19 protein-coding genes are annotated in these 23837 nt (G+C 65.5%); 13 read left to right on the top strand and 6 right to left on the bottom strand.

Features of this window, described 5'->3' with window-relative positions; all coding sequences use genetic code 11:
• Positions 1-13: 13 nt before the first annotated feature.
• The 3 genes from MEU52_RS11460 to MEU52_RS11450 form a co-directional block, all read right to left on the bottom strand.
• Positions 14-340, bottom strand: a complete 327-nt coding sequence (locus MEU52_RS11460) for a PadR family transcriptional regulator (protein WP_110372445.1) — start codon at positions 338-340, stop codon at positions 14-16.
• Positions 341-436: 96 nt separating this feature from the next.
• Positions 437-1666, bottom strand: coding sequence for an MFS transporter (locus tag MEU52_RS11455; RefSeq protein WP_238121391.1), 1230 nt, complete (start codon positions 1664-1666; stop codon positions 437-439).
• Positions 1667-1682: 16 nt separating this feature from the next.
• On the bottom strand, positions 1683-2129 hold the full coding sequence (locus tag MEU52_RS11450; protein WP_110372446.1) for a chromate resistance protein ChrB domain-containing protein: 447 nt from the start codon (positions 2127-2129) through the stop codon (positions 1683-1685).
• A 120-nt stretch (positions 2130-2249) separates the two neighbouring features.
• Here MEU52_RS11450 and MEU52_RS11445 point away from each other — a divergent pair, with 120 nt between their 5' ends.
• From MEU52_RS11445 to MEU52_RS11430, 4 genes are all read left to right on the top strand, one after another.
• Positions 2250-3242 (top strand): chromate resistance protein ChrB domain-containing protein, encoded by a 993-nt coding sequence (locus tag MEU52_RS11445; RefSeq protein ID WP_210206329.1) that lies wholly within the window; start codon positions 2250-2252, stop codon positions 3240-3242.
• Positions 3243-3409: 167 nt separating this feature from the next.
• Complete coding sequence (locus MEU52_RS11440) at positions 3410-5704, top strand: heavy metal translocating P-type ATPase (RefSeq protein ID WP_110372447.1); 2295 nt, start codon at positions 3410-3412, stop codon at positions 5702-5704.
• A 278-nt stretch (positions 5705-5982) separates the two neighbouring features.
• Positions 5983-6624 (top strand): hypothetical protein, encoded by a 642-nt coding sequence (locus MEU52_RS11435; protein ID WP_110372448.1) that lies wholly within the window; start codon positions 5983-5985, stop codon positions 6622-6624.
• A gap of 3 nt (positions 6625-6627) precedes the next feature.
• Complete coding sequence (locus tag MEU52_RS11430; RefSeq protein WP_110372449.1) at positions 6628-7695, top strand: helix-turn-helix domain-containing protein; 1068 nt, start codon at positions 6628-6630, stop codon at positions 7693-7695.
• Between the two features lie 48 nt (positions 7696-7743).
• Here the strand turns inward: MEU52_RS11430 and MEU52_RS11425 are convergent, their stop codons facing one another.
• On the bottom strand, positions 7744-8889 hold the full coding sequence (locus MEU52_RS11425; protein ID WP_110372450.1) for a hypothetical protein: 1146 nt from the start codon (positions 8887-8889) through the stop codon (positions 7744-7746).
• A gap of 27 nt (positions 8890-8916) precedes the next feature.
• Positions 8917-10272, bottom strand: a complete 1356-nt coding sequence (locus MEU52_RS11420) for a tyrosine-type recombinase/integrase (protein ID WP_238121390.1) — start codon at positions 10270-10272, stop codon at positions 8917-8919.
• Between the two features lie 569 nt (positions 10273-10841).
• Between MEU52_RS11420 and MEU52_RS11415 the strand changes: the two genes are divergently transcribed.
• From MEU52_RS11415 to MEU52_RS11400, 4 genes are all read left to right on the top strand, one after another.
• On the top strand, positions 10842-11342 hold the full coding sequence (locus MEU52_RS11415) for an RNA polymerase sigma factor (RefSeq protein WP_238121389.1): 501 nt from the start codon (positions 10842-10844) through the stop codon (positions 11340-11342).
• A 100-nt stretch (positions 11343-11442) separates the two neighbouring features.
• Positions 11443-12384, top strand: a complete 942-nt coding sequence (locus MEU52_RS11410) for a FecR family protein (RefSeq protein WP_238121388.1) — start codon at positions 11443-11445, stop codon at positions 12382-12384.
• A gap of 184 nt (positions 12385-12568) precedes the next feature.
• Positions 12569-16048 (top strand): TonB-dependent receptor domain-containing protein, encoded by a 3480-nt coding sequence (locus MEU52_RS11405; protein ID WP_238121387.1) that lies wholly within the window; start codon positions 12569-12571, stop codon positions 16046-16048.
• A gap of 140 nt (positions 16049-16188) precedes the next feature.
• Complete coding sequence (locus MEU52_RS11400; protein ID WP_238121386.1) at positions 16189-18258, top strand: YgiQ family radical SAM protein; 2070 nt, start codon at positions 16189-16191, stop codon at positions 18256-18258.
• A gap of 68 nt (positions 18259-18326) precedes the next feature.
• Here the strand turns inward: MEU52_RS11400 and MEU52_RS11395 are convergent, their stop codons facing one another.
• Positions 18327-19649: an RsmB/NOP family class I SAM-dependent RNA methyltransferase gene (locus tag MEU52_RS11395; RefSeq protein WP_238121385.1), complete on the bottom strand. Its 1323-nt coding sequence runs from the start codon at positions 19647-19649 to the stop codon at positions 18327-18329.
• Between the two features lie 822 nt (positions 19650-20471).
• Between MEU52_RS11395 and MEU52_RS11390 the strand changes: the two genes are divergently transcribed.
• The 5 genes from MEU52_RS11390 to crcB all read left to right on the top strand — a co-directional run bounded on the left by MEU52_RS11390 (position 20472) and on the right by crcB (position 23821).
• The gene (locus tag MEU52_RS11390; protein ID WP_238121384.1) at positions 20472-20774 is read left to right on the top strand and encodes an urease subunit gamma; all 303 of its coding nucleotides are present in this window, start codon (positions 20472-20474) and stop codon (positions 20772-20774) included.
• Positions 20775-20794: 20 nt separating this feature from the next.
• Entirely contained in the window at positions 20795-21205 is a 411-nt protein-coding gene (locus tag MEU52_RS11385; protein ID WP_238121383.1) for an urease subunit beta, read from the top strand.
• A 34-nt stretch (positions 21206-21239) separates the two neighbouring features.
• On the top strand, positions 21240-22958 hold the full coding sequence (locus MEU52_RS11380; protein ID WP_238121382.1) for an urease subunit alpha: 1719 nt from the start codon (positions 21240-21242) through the stop codon (positions 22956-22958).
• A gap of 83 nt (positions 22959-23041) precedes the next feature.
• Positions 23042-23425: a fluoride efflux transporter FluC gene (locus MEU52_RS11375; RefSeq protein WP_238121381.1), complete on the top strand. Its 384-nt coding sequence runs from the start codon at positions 23042-23044 to the stop codon at positions 23423-23425.
• A 12-nt stretch (positions 23426-23437) separates the two neighbouring features.
• On the top strand, positions 23438-23821 hold the full coding sequence (gene crcB / locus MEU52_RS11370; protein ID WP_238121380.1) for a fluoride efflux transporter CrcB: 384 nt from the start codon (positions 23438-23440) through the stop codon (positions 23819-23821).
• Positions 23822-23837 lie beyond the last annotated feature (16 nt).

Below are 23837 nucleotides of genomic sequence, written 5' to 3'. Positions count from 1 at the left end.
CAGGTTTCCTGGCTCATGGCTTCGTGGTCCCCGCTGGTGGGCTGGGCCGCATTTCCTTGAAGAGCTCGCTCACCTTCTGCCGCGCCGTCTCCAGGGCCTCGCGGCCGAGCGGCGTCGCGCAATAGAGCCGGCGGAGGGCACGTCCGTGGCGCTCTTCCCGCACGGCGAGATAGCCTTTGCGCTCCATGGCATGGAGCATCGGGTAAAGGGTCCCCGGGCTCAGCCGGTAGCCGTGGCGGGCGAGTTCCTCGATCATCCACTGGCCATAGACCTCGCCTTCCACCGCATGATGGAGGATGTGCAGGCGAACGAGGCCGGACAGAAGCTCCTGATGCTCCATCCACCCTTCCATCTCATACGAAATCGAATTTCGATATCGATATTCGATTATCTGGGCGGAGCGGTCAACTCCCGCGCCGAAGGGTTGGCCAAGAGGTCACCGCTCTTCCGGCGGCCTGATGTGCCGGAAGGCCCAGAGCAGACCGAAATCATAGAGGATCTTCAGCACCCCGCAGAGAATGAATGGCCAGGCCTCATGGCCGGCGGCGAACAGGGCGCCGGCCATGGCCGGGCTCAAGGCCGCGGCAAGGCTGCGCGGCACCGAGGTGATGCTCGCCGCCGCCGCGCGCTCGGGCGGCGTCACCACTGCCATCACATAGGAGGAGCGGGTCGGAACATCCATCTGCGACAGAGCGGAGCGCACCAGCAGCAGGACGAGGGCCACCTCAAGGCTCGGCACCACCGCGGCGAGGATCAGGCACAGGCTGGAGGGGATGTGGGTGAACACCATGGTGTTCACGAGCCCGATGCGTCGCGCGAGCCACGCCGCGACCGGGAAGGAGAAGGCGGACAGCACGCCGGAGATAAAGAAGAACGTGCCGGCTTCGGCGAGCGACAGGCCGAAGCGCGTGAACAGCCAGAGCGCGAGAAGCGACTGCACCGCGAGCCCGCCGGCAAACGCATCGATGGAGAACAGCGCCGCAAGCCGGTAGACGATGCCGCGCGACGGACCGAGGGCCGCGGCAGGCTTATCTTCGGTGGCAGAGACACGCGGGATGCGGGCATAGAAGAGACCGCCGGCCACGCCTAGCAGCGCATAGAGCGTGAACATGGCTTCCAGCGCGCCGAGGCGTGAGATGCCGAACTCGGCCATCAGGTCCGGGCTCATAGCCGCCAGCGCGCCCACCGCGGCGGCGAGGGCCCCCACGAGGCTGTAGCGCGCGAAGGCCGAAGTCCGCGCCTTGTCCGCCACCAGATGGGACAGCGTCGCGTGCTCGATGGGTACGAAGATGCTTACCGAGCCGGACGACGGGTTGATGGTGCCGCAGAAGGCCACCAACAACACGGCCCCGTAGCTTGCCGACTGGGTGAAGGCGAACCCCGTCGCCACCATGAGGCCCGACGCGGCGATCAGCAGCGTGCGCCGGTCGATGCGATGGCCAAGCAGCCCGATGGCGAGGGTCATCAGCGCCGAGCCAAACAACGCGGTGGTTGCCACCACGCCGATCTCGAATGCGCCGAGTCCGAGGGCCGAGAGATAGACGGGAAGCAGCACGGCGACGAAGCCGTCGCCGAAATCCCGAAGGGCCCGCGCCGCATAAAGCGAGGAGACGGGGGAGAAGAGGCCGTGGCCCTCGACCGCCGGGCTGTTCAGGACTTGGGACACGGCAACCGCTCCCTCTTTAGGCCGCAGCCGGATATGTCGCGCTCTTTCCGCCGGCCCAGGCGTAGAGCGCGTCGTAAATGACGAAGCCGCGCTTCAGGAGGTCATGGTCGTCCGGCGTCACCTCACGCAGCCCCTTGGAGATGGCGAGCAGGCCCGCCGACTGGGGCGTGAGGTCCAGCCGGCTGGTGTCGGCGCCGCGCACGATGTCGGCGAGGGCGACGATGGCCGGATCGCTCTGAAGGCCGTAGTGCGTCACGAAGGCGTCGAAGCTGCACTTGTCGCCCGCATGGCCGAACGCGACGCCGGGCACGTCGAACAGCGTAGCGCCGGTCTCCTCGGCCTGGCGGATCACATCCTCAGGCGGCGTGAACAGGAATTCGGGCGCCGCGTCGATGAAGCGCGCGATGAGCCAGGGGCAGGCGATACGGTCGATGACCGGGCGGGCGCGGGTGATCCATTTCATGAGCCGTCTCCTTGCCTGGCGCGGCGGCTTCTGATCACCACCGGCCACGTGGAGACGCTACGCCTACATCAATTATGATACAAGTGTTGCATTTTTATTTTGGAGTGATACGGTTTACTCATGAGCGACGATGAGACCTCTTCCGGGCAGCTTTGGCTGCTGCTGATCCACCAGCTTCCGACCAAGCCGGCCTACTTCCGCGTGAAGATCTGGCGGCGGCTGCAGGGCATCGGCGCCGTGGCGGTGAAGAGCTCGGTCTATGCCCTGCCGGCCTCGGCCGAGACGCAGGAGGATTTCCAGTGGCTCGTAAAGGAGATCGCCGCCGGCAGCGGTGAGGCCATGGTCTGCGAGGCCAGACTCGTGGACGGACTGACGGATGCCCAGGTCCGTACCTTGTTCGATACCGCGCGAGACACCGATTACGGCGCGATCTCAGAGGAGGCGCGCGGCATCGCCGCCGCACTCGATGCGGACGCCGGGGCCGAGAAGCGTGCCGAGGCGCGATCACAGACCGGTCGGCTGCGGCGACGCCTCGCCGACATCGCCGCGCTCGATTTCTTCGGCGCCACGGGGCGGCTAGTTGCCGAAGGCCTCATCGCTGCCCTTGAGGCCCGAACCGCGGAGGACACAGCCATGGCATTCCCGCCCGCAACGTCACCCGTCAATCTCGATCCCCTTGCCGCGCTCAAGGGGCATGTGTGGGTGACACGGCGCGACGTGCATGTGGACCGCATCGCCTGCGGCTGGCTGATCCGGCGCTTCATCGATCCAGATGCTCAGATCCGTTTCGTTCCTGGCAAGGGCTATGTGCCCAAACCCGAAGAGCTGCGCTTCGACATGTACGAGGGCGAGATCACCCATGAGGGCGATCGCTGCAGCTTCGAGGTGCTGCTCGGCCGCACCGGCCTTTCCGATCCCGCTTTGCAGGCGGTGGGCGAGATCGTCCACGACATCGACCTCAAGGACGGCAAGTTCGGCCGTGAGGAAGCCGGCGGCATCGCCAGCCTCATCACCGGCATCGTCTTGAGCGAACCCGACGATGCCCAGCGCCTCACCAAGGGCGCTGGAGTATTCGACACGCTCTACCAGTATTTCCGCGCCAGCCGCGCATGACCGAAACGAGGTCATCAGGGCAATCTGGATGGCGCCATCACGCTGCTGGTGAGTGCTCAGGGCATGTCTTCAGGAAGCGAGTTGCGCAGCCCCGGCGCGGTGGCATGTGACGGACCATCGGACTAACGTCCAGCCCGGTCAGGCGAGCATCGCCAGGGGGGACCAGGATGGGACGTTTGCTCGACGAGCGCTTTTTGCGCAGGGCCCTCGCGGCGGCGGCCCTGGTTGGGCTTCTCGGTGGCCTTGCCGCGTGGGCGCTCGGCCATGGGGCCGTCGCCGGCCTGATCTGGACGGCCGGCACCATTCCCGTCGTCGCCTGGCTCACCGTCTCCATCGTGCGGGACCTTGTCGCCGGACGCATGGGCGTCGATGCGGTGGCGCTCCTCTCCATGAGCGGCGCCATAGCGCTCGGCGAGAGCCTCGCAGGTTCGGTCATCGCGGTGATGTATGCCGGCGGAAACCTCCTTGAGGACATCGCCATCGCGCGGGCAGAGCGGGATCTGCGATCGCTGGTCGATCGGGCGCCCCACATCGCCCATCGCCGCACCGGAGAGACGATTGCGGACATTGCCATCGAGACCGTCGCGGTGGGCGACGTGCTGGTGGTGCGGGCCGGCGAGGTGGTGCCGGTGGACGGCCTCCTAATTGCCAATGCAGCCGCTTTGGACGAGGCGGCCCTGACCGGAGAGCCCATGCCGGTCGCGAAAGTGCGCGGCGCACCGGTGTTCAGCGGCACCGTCAATGCCGGCGAAACCTTCGAGATCCGCGCCACCGCAGCAGCCGGCGACAGCACCTATGCCGGCATCGTGCGCATGGTGACGGCGGCACAGACGGCCAAGGCCCCGTTCATCCGGCTCGCCGACCGCTATGCGCTGCTGCTGCTGCCGGCAACGCTCGTCGTCGCAGGCCTGGCCTGGGCGCTGTCGGGCGACAAGATCCGCGCCCTCGCCGTGCTGGTCGCCTCGACGCCCTGTCCGCTGATCCTGGCGGCGCCGGTGGCCTTCATCGCCGGCATCTCCCGGGCGGCGCGGCTTGGCATTCTTGTCAAAGGCGGAAGCGCGCTGGAGGCGCTGGCGCGCACCCACACCGTCCTGTTCGACAAGACCGGCACGCTGACCGTGGGCGGCGCCCGTCTCGTCGCCGTGGAGACGGCGCCCGGCGAAAGTCCGGATGAGATCCTGCGGCTCGCGGCCTCGCTGGAGCAGGCCTCGCACCATGTGGTGGCGGAGGCCATCGTCCGTGCGGCTCGCGGGCGCGGCGTCGCGCTTGATCCGCCCGACGCGGTACGCGAAGCCATGGGATCAGGCCTGGAGGGCCGGGTCGACGGGCGCCTGGTGAAGGCGGGATCGTATGAGCTCGTCTGCGGCGCCTGTCATCGCGAGTCGTGGGCGCTGCGGGCCCTGCGGCGCGCCGCCTGGCGATCCGCCCTCAGCGTCTTCGTCTCCGTGGATGGGCAGCTGAAGGGCGCCATCCTGCTGGCCGACGAGCTGCGGCGGGAGACGCCGCGCGCGGTCCAGTCGCTGCGGGCCGCGGGCGTGGCGCGCATCGTCATGCTGACCGGCGACAATGCGGAGGCGGCGGAGACCATCGGCGCCGCTTTGGACCTCGATTGCGTCCTCGCCAACCGAACCCCGGGCGACAAGCTGGAAGCGGTCGCGGTGGAGCAGCGGCTCAACCCCACGCTGATGGTGGGCGACGGCATCAACGACGCGCCCGCCCTCGCCGCCGCCGACGTGGGCATCGCCATGGGTGCGCACGGCGCCAGCGCTTCGTCCGAAGCGGCCGATGTGGTCATCCTCGTGGATCAGCTGGACCGGGTGTCGGACGCCGTGACGATCGCCAAGCGCACGCGGCGCATCGCGCTCGAGAGCATCGGCGTCGGCATGGGGCTGTCTTGCCTCGCCATGATCGCGGCCGCCTTCGGCTGGCTGTCGCCGGTCGCCGGTGCGCTGACCCAGGAGGCCATCGATGTCGCCGTCATCCTCAATGCCCTGCGCGCTTTGACGGCGGGTCACGGCTTCGGCCATCGTGCGCTGAAGCCGGGGTTCACCCTCGCCCTTCAGCAGGATCACCGGGAGCTGGAGGCAACCCTCGACCGGATGCGGGAGATCGCCGACAGTCTCGACGATACCACCGGCGCGGCCGCCGTCGCCTTGATCCAGGAGGCGAGCACGCTGGTGACGACACAGATCGCAGCCCACGAGCGGCTGGACGAGGAGAGCATCTACCCGCAGTTGCGCGAAGTCCTGCATGACGGGGATGGTCTCGCCGCCATGAGCCGCGCCCACCGCGAGATCCTCCATCTCGCGCGGCTTCTGAGGCGCCTGGCGGACGGCCTCGGCGCGGACGATGCAGACCGCTATCTTATCCGCGACGCGCAGCGCATGGTGGAATCCATCGAGGCACTGGTGCGCATGCATAACGCGCAGGAGGAGGACATCTACGAGAACGTAGCGGCCTGAGCCTCGCAGCGAAGCCCCGGCACTTCATGCCAGACCTTGGCAGCTCAGCGCGCGAGTTTCTTGCTTCAGATCTTTGTAAGCACGGCGGTTACGAATATGAAGCTGCCCGCGAAGATCAGGCCCGCTATTGCGCTCAGTGGCAGGCCATGGCGGAGCATACCTTCATACAGAACTCTTCTTCGATCATCCGCCGCCCCCAACCACCCAACCAAGACAGTTGCACGCGATAATTTTTTCCTCCACAAATGAGGTCAAGAAAATTATCGTGGAGCGATTCGATGGCTGCGGTTCGCGTGCTTGCCGATCATCCTGAAGTTGATGCTCGCCTCGCCGAGTTCGGTGTCACGCGCCAGGCGCTGCTCGAGGTCGTGCGCGGCGTGGTCGCTGCGCGTGCCGACGCGATCGCCGATGATCCCGCTTCTGCTGAGGGGCTGCTCGCCTACATCTACGGCACCCGGTATGTGCGGCAACTTTTCCGGGCGATCGGCTGGGTCAATTATCGCGAGAACAACGTCGAATCCGTCAAGCATCCGGATAGCCCGCTCAAGGTGGTCTATCAAAGTGTCGACCATGCCGCCGACAAGTTGCACAGGCCGCAAGCGGTTTCCGGGAAAGGCTCCGGCGCCGACCGTATCATTGCGGTGGGACAGACCGGGCTGTTCCCCGAGGAAGAAATGTCCGCGGCGCGAGATCAGGGGCTGGCGGAGCTCCGGACCGGCGTATGGTTCTTCTGCGTGTCGGTTCAAGGTGATGAGATCCGCGCCGAGCTCTCTCTGCCTTCGGGCATTTCCGGCGGCAATTTCGAGGGCTTCATCGAGCGCATCTTCATCCTCGGCGGTGGTGAATGGCCGGCGGATGCCATCCTTGATAGCGATCGTCCGGACGGCATTGAGTTCGAGCCTGCTGTTTTGCGTCGCTAGGCCATGTTCAACATTGGCAGAATGGAGCTCGCGCGGAAGCGGCAGCGGTTGACCGCCAAGGCTCTCGCCGAGCAAGCCGGCATATCGCCGGTCACCCTGTCGCGTGTCGTCAACGGGCAGCAGGTTCCGGATGAAGACACTGTCGACGGCTTGGTGCGTGCGCTGGGATTTCCGCGGGAGTTCTTCTTCCGGGACGACGCGGCCCCGATCGGCGCTGATGCCGCCAGCTTCCGGAGCCTGACGGCGATGTCGGCGCGAGAGCGCGATGCGGCGCTCGCCGCCGGCTCATTGGCCTTCGAGATGTCAGCCTGGGTGCGGGAAAGGTTCGTTCTGCCGCAGCCAGACCTGCTCGACCTCAGCCATGAACGCGATCCCGCCGGAGCCGCACGTGCGCTACGCCAGCATTGGGCGATCGGCGAGCGGCCGATCTCCCATATGATCAAGCTGCTTGAGACGAAGGGCGTCCGCGTCTTCTCGCTGGCCGAGAACACGAAGAATGTGGATGCCTTTTCCTGCTGGCATGATGGTGAACCGTATGTCTTCCTCAACACCTTCAAGACCACGGAGCGCAGTCGGTTCGACGCTGCTCATGAGCTGGCGCACCTTGTCCTGCACAAGCATGGCGGTCCCAATCAAGGGCGCGCTGCCGAACTGGAGGCACATGCGTTTGCATCGTCGTTCCTGATGCCTCACGACGACGTCGTGGCGACGATCCCATTCGTCCGAAGCCTCGATCAATTGGTGCTCGCAAAGAGGCGGTGGGGCGTGTCCGTCGCTGCGCTTGCGCATCGCCTCCACCGGATCGGCCGGATCTCCGACTGGAACTACCGGACTTTCTGCATCCAGATAAACAAGCGGTTCGGCATCAACGAGCCTGACGGTCTCCCGCCAGAACGATCTGCAATATGGCAGCGTGTTCTCACAGAACTTTGGCGGGAAGGCGTGACGCGCCGGCACGTGGCGGCCCGCCTGGATATTCCTGAGGCAGAACTCGACAATCTTCTGTTCGGGCTTACCGGGGATGTGAATCCGCCATCCGTCGGTGGTTCGTCTCTCCGGCTAGTTCCGTGATTGTGCCTAGGGGGTTAAGCCTCCGAGATATCACGATTGGAAAAACGATCATGGTTGCTCGCTCACCGAACTTTCGGATGCATCACCTGTCCCGACATTGATCTCCATAAATGGAATGTCGAGCAAACTATCAAAATCGGCCGGTTCGGTGAGATATCGGAAACCCCACGGGCTTAGAAGGAGCAGGCTCCTCCGAGCCGGTTGCTCGAAACGAGGATCCCACAGTCCGTCACGCTCGACATGTTCCAAGAGTTTGAGCATTCGATCCTCGGGCAAAGCAATCTCGTTAGGGGCGAACCCGGCATCCCACATGTAAACAAGAAATTCCGCAGGCTGTCCGGCGGCTTGATCCGTGAACACCGCCAATACCTTTCCGCCAAGCTGACCATTGATCGCTTCCTGCCGTTGAAATTCGGGCGTTGTTACCGGGGCTGGCGCTGAACCGGATATTGAGAATGTGTGCCGCTCGGGATCGGCATGGATAGTCCAGGGTGCTGGAAAATTTGCGCTAAAGCGGCCGATGATTGTACGTGCCGGATGAAAAGAGTGGATGGCTTCGGACATATAGGATCTATGGATGTCAAAAAAGCCAACGCCTTTTGTAAGAGCCACATTGACCTCGTCGAAAGTCAACCGAGTCGCATGACCGCCGTTCCGACGCCTGAGACGCAAGCCATCCTCCCAGATAACGTAATCGGCATGATAAATGCCATTACGAATATCGTCTCTAAAGGCCTCTTCCAGCACCAATGCAAGACCCGGCATGCCAATCGCATGCGCGGTTCTAGCTAGATCTCTGAACGTCGCATTTGCATTCGGCCCAATGACCCTAGCGGGTTGCTGTCTTACTCGAACAAGGTCTTGAAATGGCCAAAGCAAATAAGGTTTTAGCGTGACAATCCCCATCATATTCTTGAGGGTCTCATAGATGCCGCCTGCCTCAGCGAGCTGACAATAGAGAAACAGCAGGATACGAATTTCGGCCTTCGACCGTGGGCGGCTGTGTGCGGGGTGAGCGGAGATTTCCTCGAACACTTCGTGCGCTGTGATCGTAGTAGCCCAGCCGGCGTCCTGCATGCCGCGGAATTCTCCACCGAGCGAAGCGGCAAAGTCGAGTTCGTTGATTCTCCGAGCGAACGCCAACAGATATGAAAGATGCCGGGACAATTTCCTGAGATAAATCTGCGCTTCCATAATTAGTTCAACTTCAGTTTTGGCAGCCTAGTGTTCACGTGCATCCGATTGTTCGCTCTGAGCTGACACCTCACTCCTGCCTGCCAGTGCTTCAGCAATCTTTCCCGAAATCCGATTGGCCGCGCGACGCGAAGGATCATGTTGCACATGCGCGTAGATCGCTGTTGAGCGTGCATTCGCATGGCCAAGAATGGCTCCTGTCAGGGGCAACCCTTCGCCATAGGAGACGGCGGTGGATCCCATCGTATGCCTCAGCGTATGGGGGGTAACGCCAGGTAGTTCCGCTTTCGCGACGACCCTGGTCCAAACGCCCTTTGTTCCCTGAAAATGGCCATCTCCCCGTTCCGCCGGGAATACGAAGTCGGAACCCGGCTTCCTTGTAATGCCACGCAGCAGCACGATTGCAGCCGCGCCAAGCGGCCGAATGGACTTTCCAGTCTTGCTGTCGTCCAAAACGAGAAGGCCGTGCTCGAAACTCACCTCATTCCATCGCAGCGCGGCGATCTCGTCGCGACGACAGCCGGTCAAAGCCCACAGGCGTGCAATGTTCAATGCTTTGGCGTTGACACCCTCCAGTTCCAGCGCGTCGAACGCCTTGCCGAGACGGCTGATCTCCTCGAGCGTCAAATACCTATCGCGCCTGTTGTCGGATTTTTTCACAGCAGCGATGTCGCAAGGATTGGAGGACACGATCTTGCGCCGCACAGCAAAGCTAAAAACGGCGGAGAGATCCTTTACGACCTTCCGCGCGGCTCCCTCGCCGCCGCGAACGATGATGCGTTTGCGAAACCCGATTTTCTCATCCTTGGCGGTCTTGCCGTTGGTCACATCCCGCACGAAGCGTTCGATCTCACCCGCACCAACCTCCGACACGCGCTTTCGTCCGAGCAGCGGCACGACATGGTGCCGTAAACGCGCGATCGTGTAAGCCTTGGTGCGGGGCTTCATGGGCTCGCCCTGCCGAATGCCGCGCTGAACGAAGCAGCCTTCTTCTTCATAAAGGTCGATCAGCTCGGCCATCAGCATTTCGCGCCGCTTTGTCTGAAGCTCGCCAGCAGGGTCCTCACCTTTCGCGGCTGCGCCGAGCAGAATCTTCGCCTTCTTGCGTGCCTCGTCGACGGTCAAGTTTCCATAGCGGCCGACTGTCTGGAAACGCTTCGGCGCGTTCCGCCCGCCGCCGTTGGCGCGGTATCGAATGATGAAGGTCTTCGATCCGCTCGGGTCAGTACGGACCCCAAACCCGGATAACTCGCTGTCCCAAGCGAAGCAACGCTCACCGTTCGAGACGATGCTGTCGACCACCTTTTTAGTGAGCCTGACGGCGTTTTCTCTTGCCATTCCCGTGCCTTTCGATAGGTCGATGCCATCGAAGTTGGTGACCACCTGGTGACCACCGTGACGGAAAATCTCATACCATGCCAGAAAGGCCAATATCAATAAGCCACTGAATAGTATTGATTTTTACAGGTCAGTCCAACTGAGGAAAACTCCGGATAACCCTGTCTCCAATTTTGCCAAGGTTGGGGTCGAGGGTTCGAATCCCTTCGCCCGCTCCAGTTTCTCTCAAGACAATCGAAGATCGAGATGGCGCCCGAACGGGCGTCAATGGCGTTCTGGCGCGCTGGACCGGTCGTTCGGTGGACGCGGCTTGCGCGAGAGGGCAAGCGGCACTGGCGATGGGCCAGGCAGCTTGGAATCCATATAAATCATTGCTGTTGCAGCAGATTTCCATTCCCCCTATAGGCTGGCGACTGACGGATCGGACGTGGCGACGGACGGTGAAGCCGGCCGCGCACTGTGAACGGCACTGCGCCAGGCCGATGCCGTCAGCCGTGGCCCCGACGGCAGCCGGGCCGGATCGCAGCGCGATCCGGATCGCCGGCGCCATCGCTCGGACCGCGGGAGCGGAATGGGCGCGCCACGGCGGCGCGCCGGGCCGCACGGAGCCGCCGATGTGGGATCTGCACAAGCTGTTCGTCCGCCACGCCCGGGAGCTGGAACGCTTCCTGCGGCGGCGCGGCCACAGTGCAGAGACGGCTGCCGACATCACCCAGGATACCTTCCTGCGCGTGCTCGCCACCCCGCCGGGGGAGGCGGAGGCCAACCACAATCCGCGCGCCTATCTCTATCAGGTCTCCCGCAACCTCAGCATCAACCAGCGTCGGCGGGAACGCCTGGTGGCCTTCACCGACCTTTCCGGAGAGGAGGTTCAGCGGATCGCCGATCCCGCCCCCTCACCGGAACGGGTGGTCTATTCCCGCCAATGCCTGCTGCAGACCCGGCGCGCCCTCGACGAACTGCCCGAGCGCACGCGGCTGGCGTTCGAGATGCACCGGCTCGACGGGCGCACCCTGGCGGAGGTGGCCGATGCGCTGGGCCTTTCCGTCTCGCGAACCTGGGGGCTGGTGCACGAGGCCTACCGTCACCTGCTGACCCGCGTGGACGCGCCATGACGCGCCGGCGCTGTGAAAAAAGTGGCCGCCCGATTGTAAACACAACGGGGACCGGCGCCGCATGCAGGCGGACAGCCAGCCCGTGGCCGGGGGAGAGCTTATGAGCGAGGCGGATCGGCTGACCGACGAGGCCATCGCGCTCGTCATCCGGCTGCAGAACGATCCCGACAACCCGGTGGTGGACGACGTGATCCGCCTCTGGCGTGCTCGCAGCGCCGCCCATGAGCAAGCCTGGACGCGGGTGGCGCGGATCCATGGGGCGAGCGGGAAGATCCTTGCCGAGCAGCGGCGGGCAGCGCAACGCGCACGCTCGGGCCTGTCCCGCCGCAACCTGGTGGTGGGCGGACTGCTCGCCGCAGGCGCCGGAGCCACCGGAAGCCTCATTGTGCCCGGCATGATCGCGCGCGCCCGAGCGGATGTCGCCACCGGAACAGCGGAGACGCGCAAGGTGGCGCTGCCCGACGGCACCACCGCCACGCTCGGTCCCGACAGCGCCCTCGCCTTCGCCTTCTCGCCGGAGCGCCGGGGCGTGGAGCTCCTCTCCGGCATGGCCTTCTTCGACGTCGCGCGCGACACCGAACGTCCGTTCCGCGTGGCGGCGGGAGCGGTGACGGCCAGCGCCCGCGAAACAGCGTTCGAGGCGGGCCTGGAAGCCAGCATTTTCAGTGTCGCGGTGGATCGGGGCACGCTCGCCGTGTCGACGGCTGCCGCGCCGGCCGATCAGTTGACGGCCGGGGAATGGATGTCCTTCGGCCCGGACGGCAGCGGGCCGGAACGGGGCACGCGCGACGTGAGCCAGATCGCGGCGTGGCGCGACAACCTGGTGATCGCCCAGCGCGAGGTGGCGACGGCGCTCATCGCCCGCATCGCCCGATGGATCCCCGGGCGCGTGCTGGTGGCCGACCCGTTCATCGGCCAGGAGCGCATCAGCGGCATCTTCGATCTCAATGATCCGGTCCGGGCGCTGGAAGCAGCCGTGCAGCCCACCGGCGCCCGCGTACGGCAGATCGCATCCTTTCTCACTGTAGTTTCGTATTTCTAAAAAGTGCTGACCCAAAGAGAAAAACAGATGCTCTGATCTGTAACAGTCTTCAGGAGGCCGAAAGCACAGACAGCTGCGCTTCAGGCCCTCCAGACGAGCAGTTTGGAGCCGTTTCAACATGAAGACTTTTGCCGGGACGCGCGCGGCGCGCCATCGGAATGGCCGCACTTTGGCTGCGATGTGGATGATGGGAACCACACTTGCGCTGGGCGCCGCGGTGCAGCCGCGCCCGGTGCTCGCCCAAGGCGCCACACAGGTGGCTTTTTCCGTGCCCGCGGGGCCGCTGGACCAGGCGCTGGCGCTGTTCGGACGGCAGGCGGGACTGCAGGTGACCTATCTCGCGACGGTCACCTCCGGAAAAACGTCACCCGGCCTTTCGGGCACCATGTCCCGTGAGCAGGCCATCGCGCGGCTGCTGCGCGGATCCGGACTGTCCTTCACCTTCCCCAATGCCACGACGGTGCAGATCTCCGCGCCCGGCAGCGCGGCGGGCGGCCCAGCCGCCGCGGCGGACGGCGCCATCGCCCTCGACACCCTGGAAGTGGCGGCGGGCGCCGTGTCCCGCACGCTTGTGCCGTTCGAGACCCCCGGTCCAGTGGATTACATCTCCGGACAGAGCATCGAACGGTTTCGCGGCTCGAGCCCGGCCGACATCTTTCGCGGCACGCCGGGCGTCATGTCCGCCGAAGCCCGCAATGGCGCGGGCGCCATCGACGTGAACATTCGCGGCATGCAGGGCATGGGCCGCGTGGCGGTGACGGTGGACGGCTCGGAGAACGGGCTCAATATCTATCAGGGCTATCAGGGCGTTTCCAACCGCAGCTATGTGGACCCCGACCTGCTCGCCGGCATCGACATCGTGAAGGGGGCGGATGCCTCCTCCAGCGGCATCGCCGGCACCGTCTCCATGCGCACGCTGGGAGCCGCCGACGTGGTGAAGCCCGGCGAGACATTCGGCATCGTGGTCAAAGGCGGCTTCGGCACCAATACGGCGGCGCCCATCGCCGGCAATCTCGGGGGCTATCTGTGGCAGCAGCCCACGGTGGGCAACCCGGATCTCCTGCCCATCGCCACGGCGGACGGCATGAACCGGCCCGGCGCGCTTGAGCCCACCAGTGGATCATTCAGCGTCGCGGCCGGCTGGAAAGAAGAGCATTTTGACCTGTTCGCGGGCTATGCCCACCGCAAGCAGGGCAATTATTTCGCCGGCACCAATGGCGCCTCCGCCGCACCCGTTGGCACCGGCCCGAAGCTGTTCTGCTATTCAAGTGGATACTGTCTGCCGCCCACCTTCAGCGGCACCTATACCAACTATTTCGTCAACAACGGGCTCACCAGCTATCGTGCCGGCGAGCAGGTCCTCAACACCCAGCTCGACACCCAATCGTTCATCGCCAAGGGCACCATTCGCGACGACAACGGCCAGAGCCTGCAGCTCGGCTATATCGGTTATCGCAGTGAAGCCGGTGACGTGCTGGCCTCGCGCTTCGCCTCCGAGACCAGCCAGGCCACCCAGCAGGCGCAGACCTCCGGCATCAGGCTGGATTCGGGAACCGCGCGCTATGGCTGGAATCCCGATGACAACGACCTGATCAACCTGCGCGCCAATCTCTGGTACACCAACCTCGAGCAGCGCACGCCGATCCGCGGCGGCGTCTCCGCCAAGCCGGAAGACTACGGCCTGCCCTTCGACTATCGGGTCGGCAGCAGCACCCGCATGTGGGGTGCGGACGCGAACAACCAGTCCGACCTGTCGCTGGGCGGCTACGGTAAGCTGCACCTGACCTTCGGCGGCTCGTTCCTGAGCGAGGAGACCGCGCCGACGGCCTACACCGACCTCCTCAACGGCATCGCCGGCCGCGACGGAAATCGCCAGGAGGCGGCGGCATTCGGCAAGCTGTCCTATAAGCCGCTGTCGTGGCTGACGCTGAACGCGGGCCTGCGCTATTCCCAATACTGGTCCGAGGATCTGAGCGCCCCCAGCAACGCATTGAACGCCAACCCGCAGCCCACCCGCAGCGACGGCGGCTTCAGTCCCTCCGTGGGTGTGACCGTGGAGCCGTTCACCGGAACGCAGCTCTATGTGAACTATTCCAACGCCCTGCGCATGCCCAGCCTGACCGAGACGCTGGCGACCTACGCGCTCATCGTCAACGACGCCCTGGAGCCCGAGCGAGCCAGCAACTGGGACCTCGGCATCAATGTCATCAAGGACGGTGTTCTGGCGGCCGGCGACAAGGCCATGTTCAAGTTTGGCTATTTCAACTGGGACATCAAGAATTACGTCGCCCGACAGATGAGCCGCTTCACCGCGCCAGCCGGATACAGCTATACCGGCCTGCAGATCTTCAATATCGATCGCGCGAAATTCTCGGGCCTCGAGTTCTCCGGGCGGTATGAGAACAACGGCTTCAACCTGGATCTGGCGGCGAACTATTATCTCGACGTGGAATTCTGTCCCACCGCCGACACCTGCGGCAACGCCACCTTGTCCGGGGATTACGCCACCAACCAGATCCCCCCGCAATACATGGTGTCGCTCACCGCCTCCCAGAAGTTCCTCAACGATGCCCTCACCATCGGCGGCCGCGTCTCCTATACGGGGCCCCGCGCCGCCGACCACGGCACGCCGGTGAGCGGCGCCCAGACGCTGATCGCCCTGGTGGACTGGAATCCCTACTGGCTGGTGGACACCTTCGCCGAGCTGAAGGTCTCCGACACCATCACCCTATGGGCCAATATCGAGAACCTCACCGACACCTATTACGTGGACCCGCTGAGTCTGGTGGTTCAGCCCGGGCCGGGGCGGACCTTCCGGATCGGCGCCACCGGCAAGTTCGGCGGATCGGACTTCAACCAGCCGCTGCTGCCACCCCTGTTCACCAAGGCCGGGCACGTCGCCCGGGTGGCCGACTGGTCGGGCTTCTATGCCGGCGCGCACATGGGCTACGACTTCGTCGGCTTCGGCGGCAGCATGACCACGCTGGACGGCACCGCCAGCGGCTATCCGGCAGACGAGGCGCCGAACACCGATGCCCGGGGCTTCTCCTTCGGCGTGCAGGCGGGGTGGAACCATCAGTTCGCCAACCGCGTGGTGGTGGGCATCGAGGCGGACCTCGCCAAGCCGGAGATTTCCGGCACCGAGGTCACCTATGCCACCGAGGGCATTGATTGCCGCTGCTCCAACAACATGTATCGCATGCGGGCGGTGGAGGCGGTGCAGACCGGCCAGATCGACTGGCTCGCCACCCTGCGCGCACGCCTGGGCTATGCGGTGAACGACCGGCTGATGGTCTATGCCACCGGCGGTGCCGCCTTCCTGCAGCAGCAGCAGCAGCGCACCCAGTACCGGGCCATCGTGACCAGCCTTTACACCGCCGTCTCCACCTCCGAGGCCGCCTTCACCGAGCACGCCTCCGCCAGCCGCACGGGCTACGCCCTGGGGGGCGGCGCCGAATACGCCATGGGCGGTGGCTGGTCGCTGAAGGCGGACTACCTGTTCGCCGGCTTCGGCGAGAGCGAGATGCTCTTCCCCGGCGCCCGCGCCGGTGTGATGCACACCTCCGCCACCGCGCCCGCCACCTACCCGGACGTGGTGGGCCGGCGCCTGCGGAGCGAGCTCGACCTCTCGATCCTCAAGCTCGGGATGAACTACAGGTTCTAGAGGCGCGTTCCCCGCAGAGGCGGAGGGCCCTGCATTTCCCCCCGGCCGAGCGTCACCCGCCCGGCCGGGGGCATCGCTCCTCGCGTCGCCCGCGAGAGCGTGAGTTGAATTCGCCACAGTGGGGCCTTATGCGTGGGCCCATGCAGCCCCAAGCCACAGCACAGATCGCCGAGAATACCGTCCCGTCCCTGCCCTGCCTCCGGCCGCGCACGGGCCAGGCGGCGCCGTTCCTGCCCATGAGCCGCGCCGAAATGGACGCGCTGGGCTGGGACGCCTGCGACATCATCGTGGTGACCGGCGATGCTTATGTGGATCACCCCAGCTTCGGCATGGCCATCATCGGCCGGCTGCTGGAGGCCCAAGGCTTCCGGGTGGGCATCATCGCCCAGCCCGACTGGCAGTCGGCGGAGCCGTTCAAGGTGCTGGGCAAGCCGCGGCTGTTCTTCGGCGTCACCGGCGGCAATCTCGATTCCATGGTCAACCGCTACACGGCGGACCGCCGGCTGCGCCACGACGATGCCTATACCCCCGGCGGCGAAGGCGGGCGGCGGCCGGATCGCTCGGTGATCGTCTACACCCAGCGCTGCCGCGAGGCGTTCAAGGATGTGCCGATCATCCTGGGCGGCATCGAATCCTCCCTGCGCCGCATCGCCCATTACGATTACTGGTCCGATAAGGTCCGCCGCTCCATCCTGGCGGATTCCAAGGCGGACCTCCTGGTCTACGGCAACGCCGAGCGCGCCATCATCGAGGTGGCGAACCGGATCGCCGCTGGCGAGGCGCCGCGCGATCTTAATTCCATCCGCGGCGTGGCCTTGTTCCGCCGGGTGCCAGAGACCTACACGGAACTGCACGCCGACGACCTCGACGATGCCGACGAGGGCGCCGCCCGCCGTCCCGGTGATACGGTGATCCGCCTGCCGGCCTTCGAGCAGGTGGAAAGCGACCCGGAAGCCTATGCCCGCGCCTCCCGCGTGCTGCACCGGGAGAGCAATCCCGGCAACGCCCGCCCGCTGGTGCAGCGCCATGGCGACCGCGACCTGTGGCTGAACCCGCCGCCCATCCCGCTCGCCTCGGAGGAGATGGATAGCGTCTACGATCTGCCCTATGCCCGCGCGCCGCATCCCGCCTATGGCGATGCGAAGATCCCGGCCTGGGACATGATCAAGTTCTCGGTCACCATCATGCGCGGCTGCTTCGGCGGCTGCACCTTCTGCTCCATCACCGAGCACGAGGGGCGCATCATCCAGAACCGTTCGGAAGCCTCGATCCTGCGCGAGATCGAGCTGATCCGCGACAAGACCCCGGGCTTCACCGGCGTCATCTCCGACATCGGCGGGCCCACCGCCAACATGTACCGCATGGCCTGCAAGGACCCGAAGATCGAGAAGGCCTGCCGGCGGCCCTCCTGCGTCTTCCCGGATGTCTGCGAGAACCTCAACACCTCCCATGATGACCTGATCCGCCTCTATCGCAAGGTGCGCGAGGTGGAGGGGGTGAAGCGGGTGATGGTGGCCTCCGGCGTGCGCTATGATCTCGCCGTGAAGAGCCCCGAATACATCAAGGAGCTGGTGACCCACCATGTGGGCGGCTACCTGAAGATTGCGCCGGAACATACCGAGCGCGGCCCCCTCGACAAGATGATGAAGCCGGGCATCGGCACCTATGACCGCTTCAAGGAGATGTTCGACGCGGCGGTGAAGCAGGCTGGCAAGAAATACTATCTCATTCCCTATTTCATCGCCGCGCATCCGGGCACCACCGACGAGGACATGATGAACCTCGCCTTGTGGCTCAAGAAGAACCGCTATCGCGCCGATCAGGTGCAGACCTTCCTGCCCTCCCCCATGGCGACGGCGACGGCCATGTACCACACCGGCATCAACCCGCTGCGGGCGGTGCGGCATGGCGGCAGCGACAAGGTCGTGACGGTGAAGGGGCTGCGGCAGCGGCGCCTGCACAAGGCATTCCTGCGCTATCACGATCCGGAAAACTGGCCGCTCCTGCGCGAGGCGCTGCGGACCATGGGCCGGGCCGATCTCATCGGCCCGCGGCCCGACCAGCTGGTGCCGGCCCACCAGCCTCCGGGCACCGGCAAAAGTGCCGGCGCTGGGACCGGCGCCAAGCGGAGCGGACCGGCGCGTCCCGTGCGTCGCCCTGCTGGCACCCAACGCTTCACCACCAAGGGCGTGCGCCTGCCGAAGGCCTGATCCGACGGCGCATCCAGCGGTCGGGCACCGGGAGGTGAAGGGTGAGGCGCGGCCCGGGCGACCCGCGTCTAGGGGGCTGGCGGCGCCTCGGCCGGCGCCGCCGCGCGCTCCAGCACGGCGGCGAAGAAGCCATCGGTGCCGTGGCGCGCCGGGGTCAGGGACAGATAGTCCGGATGCGCCGAGCAGGTCAGGTGCGGCGCGACATCGGCCAGCGGAACCGCATGGAACGCAGGATGCGCGGCAAGGAAGGCCGCCACCTGCGCCTCGTTCTCCGCAGGCAGCAGCGAGCAGGTGGCATAGACCAGCCGCCCGCCGGGCTTCACCAGCCGCGCCGCGCTGGCCAGAATGCGGCCCTGCAGCGCCAGCAGATTGTCGAGGCCCTGTCCTTCCTCGCGCCAACGGGCATCGGGATTGCGCCGCCAGGTGCCGGTGCCGCTGCACGGGGCGTCCACCAGCACCCGGTCGAACGTGCCCTTGTGGCGCTTCACCCAGCGGTCGGTTTCGCTGGCGAGGAGCCGGGTTTCGATATTGTGGAGGCCGGCCCGCCGGAACCGCTCGGCCGCGCGTTTCAGCCGGCTCTCCAGCACGTCGCAGGCGATGACGTGGCCCTTGTTGGCCATCTGCGCGGCAATGGCGAGGGTCTTGCCCCCCGCGCCGGCGCAGAAGTCCACCACCCGCTCTCCCGGTCGCGCGTCCACCAGCATGGCGACGAGCTGCGAGCCCTCGTCCTGAATCTCCACCGCTCCGGCATGCAGCATGGGCAGGCGAGCCAGCGACAGGCGGGCATCGAGGCGGATGCCATAGGGCGCCAGGTGAGACGCCTCGGGCTGCAGGCCCAGATGCCGCAGCGCTTCCAGCATCTCGGCCCGGGTGGCCTTGACCGGATTGACCCGCAGATCGAGCGGCGGCGGCGTCAGCAGGGCCGCCATTTCCGCGGCGAAGTCCTCGCCGAAACGCTCGCGCAGGGGCGCGACGGCCCAGGCCGGGCACTCATAGCGCACCTCGTCCGCCATGGACGGGTGATTGATGGAGCCGCCCTGCAGCTTGATCGCCAGCGCCCGCTCGTGATCGGTGAGGACGCTGGGGGCGAAGGTCCCGCCGGTGAACAGGCCACGCAACTGATCGGCCGTCTTGCGCCCATCCAGCACCAGCCAGGCGAGCAGCCGCTGGCGCGGCGTGTCGGCGCGGCCGTGGCGCGCCAACCACCAGCCCAGCCGCGCGCGATGGCGCAGCAGCGCATAGAGAAGATCGGAGATGCGGCCCCGGTCCTCGTCGCTCAGGTCGCGATGGGTCCGAAACCAGGCCGAGACGACGGCATCGGCAGGGCGGGCGACGTTCTCGACGTCATGCAACAGATCAAGGGTCGCTTGCAGAAGGGCGGCTGGGGTCACGGAACAACGATCGGCTGGAAAGGCGCCGCACCATAGATCCGTTGCCTGTGGATTCCTAGCGCCGGCAGCGGCGCCTGCGCACCCGCCGCAGCCCTCGGCGCGATCGCCGCGCCGGCGGCGGAGGCCGCGCACCGGCTCCACCTCTTCCGGGCGCAGCACCGCGCGCCCACGTCTGGCAGCCGCGCTGACCCCATCCCGCCCGAACCCCTTACAACTTCAAGGGTACTCTCTCATTTAGGATATTGCGGACCAGCCCTGCCGCATTAAACTACCTTCATAAGGCGAGCGAAGAGTCGGCGCCTGCCGGACTTCGCCGTCGGCGTGTCACCGCGGTTCCCCAGTTGGGGCGTTGTACGGAGTTGCAGTGATATGAGCCGCCGCCACGCGACGTACCGCCCCGCGCCTCTCGCCCCCTTGAGTGGGACATCGGCATTCGCGGAACTCTCATTGCGACAACAGTTTGTCACATTCCAGCGGCACGGACATGCGCGCGCCTCGCTTGCGCGTTACAAGACGCGGTTTGGCACGTTATCAATCTTAGATTGTATTAACGCACAAAGGTTGGGGACGGCAGCACCGCATGGCGGGTCCATCCGCCTTCTGCGACATCGCCACGTCACCGGTCGGGCTGTAGAGGTCTATGATCCGAGGCGACGGCGCCCGGGATCACCGCGGACCATCGAATCCAGCCGACGGGCGGCGCCATCGCGCGGCCGGGCGGTGCCATGCCATTCCGATCGGCGAACTAGAGAAGCCAGTCGCGGGAGGCGGCCGGGTCTGTAGAAATAAAGAATACTTCCTCTTCACGAAAGGAGAATGCAGATGCATTTCACCCCACGCGAAATCGACAAGTTGATGATCTACATGATGGCACAGGTCGCGCAGCGTCGACGCGAGCAGGGCCTGAAGCTGAACCACCCGGAGACCGTCTCGCTCATCGCCGCTGCCGCACTGGACGGCGCGCGTGCGGGCAAGACGGTGGAAGAAGTCATGGAGCTCGCCCGCAAGGCGGTGACCCATGACGACGTGATGGACGGGGTGATCGAGATGATCCCCTATGTGCAGGTCGAAGCCGTCTTCACCGATGGCAGCCGGCTGGTCACCGTCCACGATCCCATCAAGTGAATCCGAGGAAAGGTTCCGCCATGGCTGACGACAGCAAGAAGGTTCCAGTCGGGGGACTGGTCCTGGCTTCCGACGACATCGAGCTCAACGCCGGATATCCGACGACGACCTTGAAGGTGCGCAACACCGGCGATCGTCCGATCCAGGTGGGTTCGCATTTCCATTTCTTCGAGGTCAATGCCGCGCTCGAGTTCGACCGCGAGCAGGCCTTCGGCAAGCGCCTGAACATTCCGGCGACCACCGCGCTGCGCTTCGAGCCCGGCGACGAGAAGGAGGTCGTCCTCGTGCCCTTCCAGGGCAAGCAGCGCGTGGTGGGCTTCAACGGCCTCGTGAACGGCTGGGTGGGCGACGAGAATTATGCGGACTACCGCCCCCGCCTGACCGACGCCATGGAGCGCGTCACCCGCTACGGCTTCAAGAACAAGGCCTGATCCGCCGCCCTGATACACGGAAGGAAGTGCTGAGATGGTCAAGATCTCACGGCAGCAGTATTCGGACCTCTACGGTCCGACCACGGGCGACAAGATCCGCCTGGGTGACACCGATCTCTTCATCGAGATTGAGAAGGACCTGCGCGTCTACGGCGAAGAAGCCGTCTATGGCGGCGGCAAGACGCTGCGCGACGGCATGGGCTTCGACAACGAGCTCACCAACATCGCGGGCGCTCCCGACCTCGTCATCACCAACGTGACGATCGTCGACGGCGTGACCGGCATCATCAAGGCCGATGTGGGCATCAAGAACGGCCTCATCTGCGGCATCGGCAAGGCGGGCAACCCGGCCACCATGCCCGGCGTCACCCCCGGCCTCGCCATCGGCGCGGGCACCGACGCCATTTCCGGCGAGCACCTCATTCTCACCGCCGGCGGCATTGACGCCCACGTGCACTTCATCTCGCCCCAGCAGGCGGAAGCGGCGCTGAGCAACGGCGTGACCACCCTGTTCGGCGGCGGCATCGGCCCCTCCGACGGCACCAACGGCACCACCATCACCCCCGGCACCTGGAACGTGGAGATGATGCTCCGCTCGTTCGATGCCTGGCCGGTGAATGCCGGCGTGCTCGGCAAGGGCAACTGCTCGGGCATCGCGCCCATCGAGGAGCAGATCCGCGCCGGCGCCATGGGCCTGAAAATCCACGAGGACTGGGGCAGCACCCCGCAGGCCATCCGCACGGCGCTCACCGTAGCCGACGAATATGACGTGCAGGTGTGCATCCACACCGACACGCTCAACGAGGCCGGCTTCGTCGAGAGCACCATCGCCGCCTTCGAGGGCCGCACCATCCACACCTACCACACGGAAGGCGCCGGCGGCGGCCATGCCCCGGACATCATCCGCGTGGCCGGCGTCTCCAACGTGCTGCCGAGCTCCACCAACCCGACGCTGCCGTACGGGGTGAACTCGCAGGCTGAATTGTTCGACATGACGATGATCTGTCACAATCTCAGCCCGAAGATCCCCACCGATGTGGCCTTCGCCGAAAGCCGTGTCCGTGCCGAGACCATCGCCGCGGAGAACGTGCTGCACGACATGGGCGCCATCTCCATCCTGTCGAGCGACAGCCAGGCCATGGGCCGGGTGGGCGAGAACTGGATGCGCACCATCCAGACCGCACACCTGATGAAGCAGCGGCGCGGCGCCTATGCCGGCGACACCTCCGGCAACGACAACGCGCGCGTGCTGCGGTTCGTCTCCAAGGTCACCATCAACCCGGCCATCGCCCAGGGCGTCGCCCAGGTGATCGGCTCGGTGGAAGTCGGCAAGATGGCCGACCTGGTGCTGTGGGAGCCCGCCTTCTTCGGCGCCAAGCCCAAGATGGTGATCAAGGGCGGCATGATCTCCTGGTCGCTGATGGGTGATCCCAACGCCTCGCTGCCCACGCCGCAGCCGGTGCGCTATCGGCCCATGTTCGGCACGCTGGGTTCGGCGCTGCCGAAGACGCGTGTCACCTTCACCTCCCATGCCGCCATCGACGCCGGCATCGTCCAGCGCTACGAGCTGAAATCGAATGTGGTGCCGGTGTATGGAACCCGGACCCTCAGCAAGACCTCCATGGTGCGCAACAGCTGTCTGCCGGCCATCGAGGTCAACCCGGAGACCTTCGCGGTCACCGTCGATGGGGAGCACGCCACCATCGAGCCGGCCACGAGCATCCCGCTCAGCCAGCTCTATTTCTTCAGCTAGGCCATCACGGGCTGGGAGAGGCGCCGCCTCCCCCAGCCCTTCCCTGCCCCATTCCTGCGTTCCCGCTTCGGGCGGAAGGTGAAATGCGCGCGATCGATGTCATGTGGGTCTGTCTGGGAGGCGGCATCGGCTCGCTCTTGCGCTGGCAGATCGGGCGGCTCATCGACGGATGGATCGTCTCCCGCTTCAAGTTCGGGACCTTCTTCATCAATGTGAGCGGCGCCTTCGTCATCGCCTATCTGTCGACGGCGCTGGGCGTCAGCTGGGAGCATCGCTTCGGCGACGTGATGTCGTCGCTGGTGCTCACCGGCCTGCTCGGCGGCTACACCACCTTCAGCACCATGCTGCTCGACACCACCCAGATGTCGGCCGCGCACCGGCACGGCCTGGCGTTGCTCTATCTTGTCTCATCCACGGTCCTCGGCCTGGCGGCAGCCGCCGCCGGCGTGGCCCTGGCGCGCGCGTGAGGAGGCGGCATCATGTGGGCGCAAGCGGTTTTCGTCTTCGTTGGTGGTGCACTCGGCGCGGCCACGCGCGAGTTCTTCATGCTCCTGCTGCCCCAGCACGGCGGCAGCTTCCCGATGGATATCTTCAGCGCCAACGTGCTCGCCTGCCTGCTCCTGGGCTTCACCTTCTCGCTACACCGCATCGGCGGGGTGTCGAACGAATTCACCCTGCTGCTGGGCACCGGCTTCACCGGCGGCATGTCCACCTTCTCCACCTTCGTCTTCGGCGCCTATTCCGAGATGGTGGAGCCGGCTCGGCTCGGCCTCAGCCTCCTCTACATCATCCTCAGCCTCGTCTTCGGCTACATCGCAACCCTCCTCGGCATCCATGCCGCGACGCGCCTGCGGCGCGCGTGACCGAACACGCCCATTG

Origin of the sequence: Xanthobacter sp. NM-25, assembly GCF_022138605.1 — a bacterium.
Taxonomy (GTDB): Bacteria; Pseudomonadota; Alphaproteobacteria; order Rhizobiales; family Xanthobacteraceae; genus Xanthobacter.
The sequence above is the reverse complement of the archived record's forward strand: the minus strand, read 5'-3'. Positions and strand labels throughout refer to the sequence as shown.

Coding starts and splice junctions, on each gene's coding strand:
- MEU52_RS11460 (WP_110372445.1), bottom strand. CDS start 340: ATGGAGCATCAGGAGCTTCTGTCCGGCCTCGTTCGCCTGCACATCCTC.
- MEU52_RS11450 (WP_110372446.1), bottom strand. CDS start 2,129: ATGAAATGGATCACCCGCGCCCGCCCGGTCATCGACCGTATCGCCTGC.
- MEU52_RS11445 (WP_210206329.1), top strand. CDS start 2,250: ATGAGCGACGATGAGACCTCTTCCGGGCAGCTTTGGCTGCTGCTGATC.
- MEU52_RS11440 (WP_110372447.1), top strand. CDS start 3,410: ATGGGACGTTTGCTCGACGAGCGCTTTTTGCGCAGGGCCCTCGCGGCG.
- MEU52_RS11435 (WP_110372448.1), top strand. CDS start 5,983: ATGGCTGCGGTTCGCGTGCTTGCCGATCATCCTGAAGTTGATGCTCGC.
- MEU52_RS11430 (WP_110372449.1), top strand. CDS start 6,628: ATGTTCAACATTGGCAGAATGGAGCTCGCGCGGAAGCGGCAGCGGTTG.
- MEU52_RS11425 (WP_110372450.1), bottom strand. CDS start 8,889: ATGGAAGCGCAGATTTATCTCAGGAAATTGTCCCGGCATCTTTCATAT.
- MEU52_RS11415 (WP_238121389.1), top strand. CDS start 10,842: ATGTGGGATCTGCACAAGCTGTTCGTCCGCCACGCCCGGGAGCTGGAA.
- MEU52_RS11410 (WP_238121388.1), top strand. CDS start 11,443: ATGAGCGAGGCGGATCGGCTGACCGACGAGGCCATCGCGCTCGTCATC.
- MEU52_RS11405 (WP_238121387.1), top strand. CDS start 12,569: ATGATGGGAACCACACTTGCGCTGGGCGCCGCGGTGCAGCCGCGCCCG.
- MEU52_RS11400 (WP_238121386.1), top strand. CDS start 16,189: ATGCAGCCCCAAGCCACAGCACAGATCGCCGAGAATACCGTCCCGTCC.
- MEU52_RS11390 (WP_238121384.1), top strand. CDS start 20,472: ATGCATTTCACCCCACGCGAAATCGACAAGTTGATGATCTACATGATG.
- MEU52_RS11385 (WP_238121383.1), top strand. CDS start 20,795: ATGGCTGACGACAGCAAGAAGGTTCCAGTCGGGGGACTGGTCCTGGCT.
- MEU52_RS11380 (WP_238121382.1), top strand. CDS start 21,240: ATGGTCAAGATCTCACGGCAGCAGTATTCGGACCTCTACGGTCCGACC.
- MEU52_RS11375 (WP_238121381.1), top strand. CDS start 23,042: ATGCGCGCGATCGATGTCATGTGGGTCTGTCTGGGAGGCGGCATCGGC.
- crcB (WP_238121380.1), top strand. CDS start 23,438: ATGTGGGCGCAAGCGGTTTTCGTCTTCGTTGGTGGTGCACTCGGCGCG.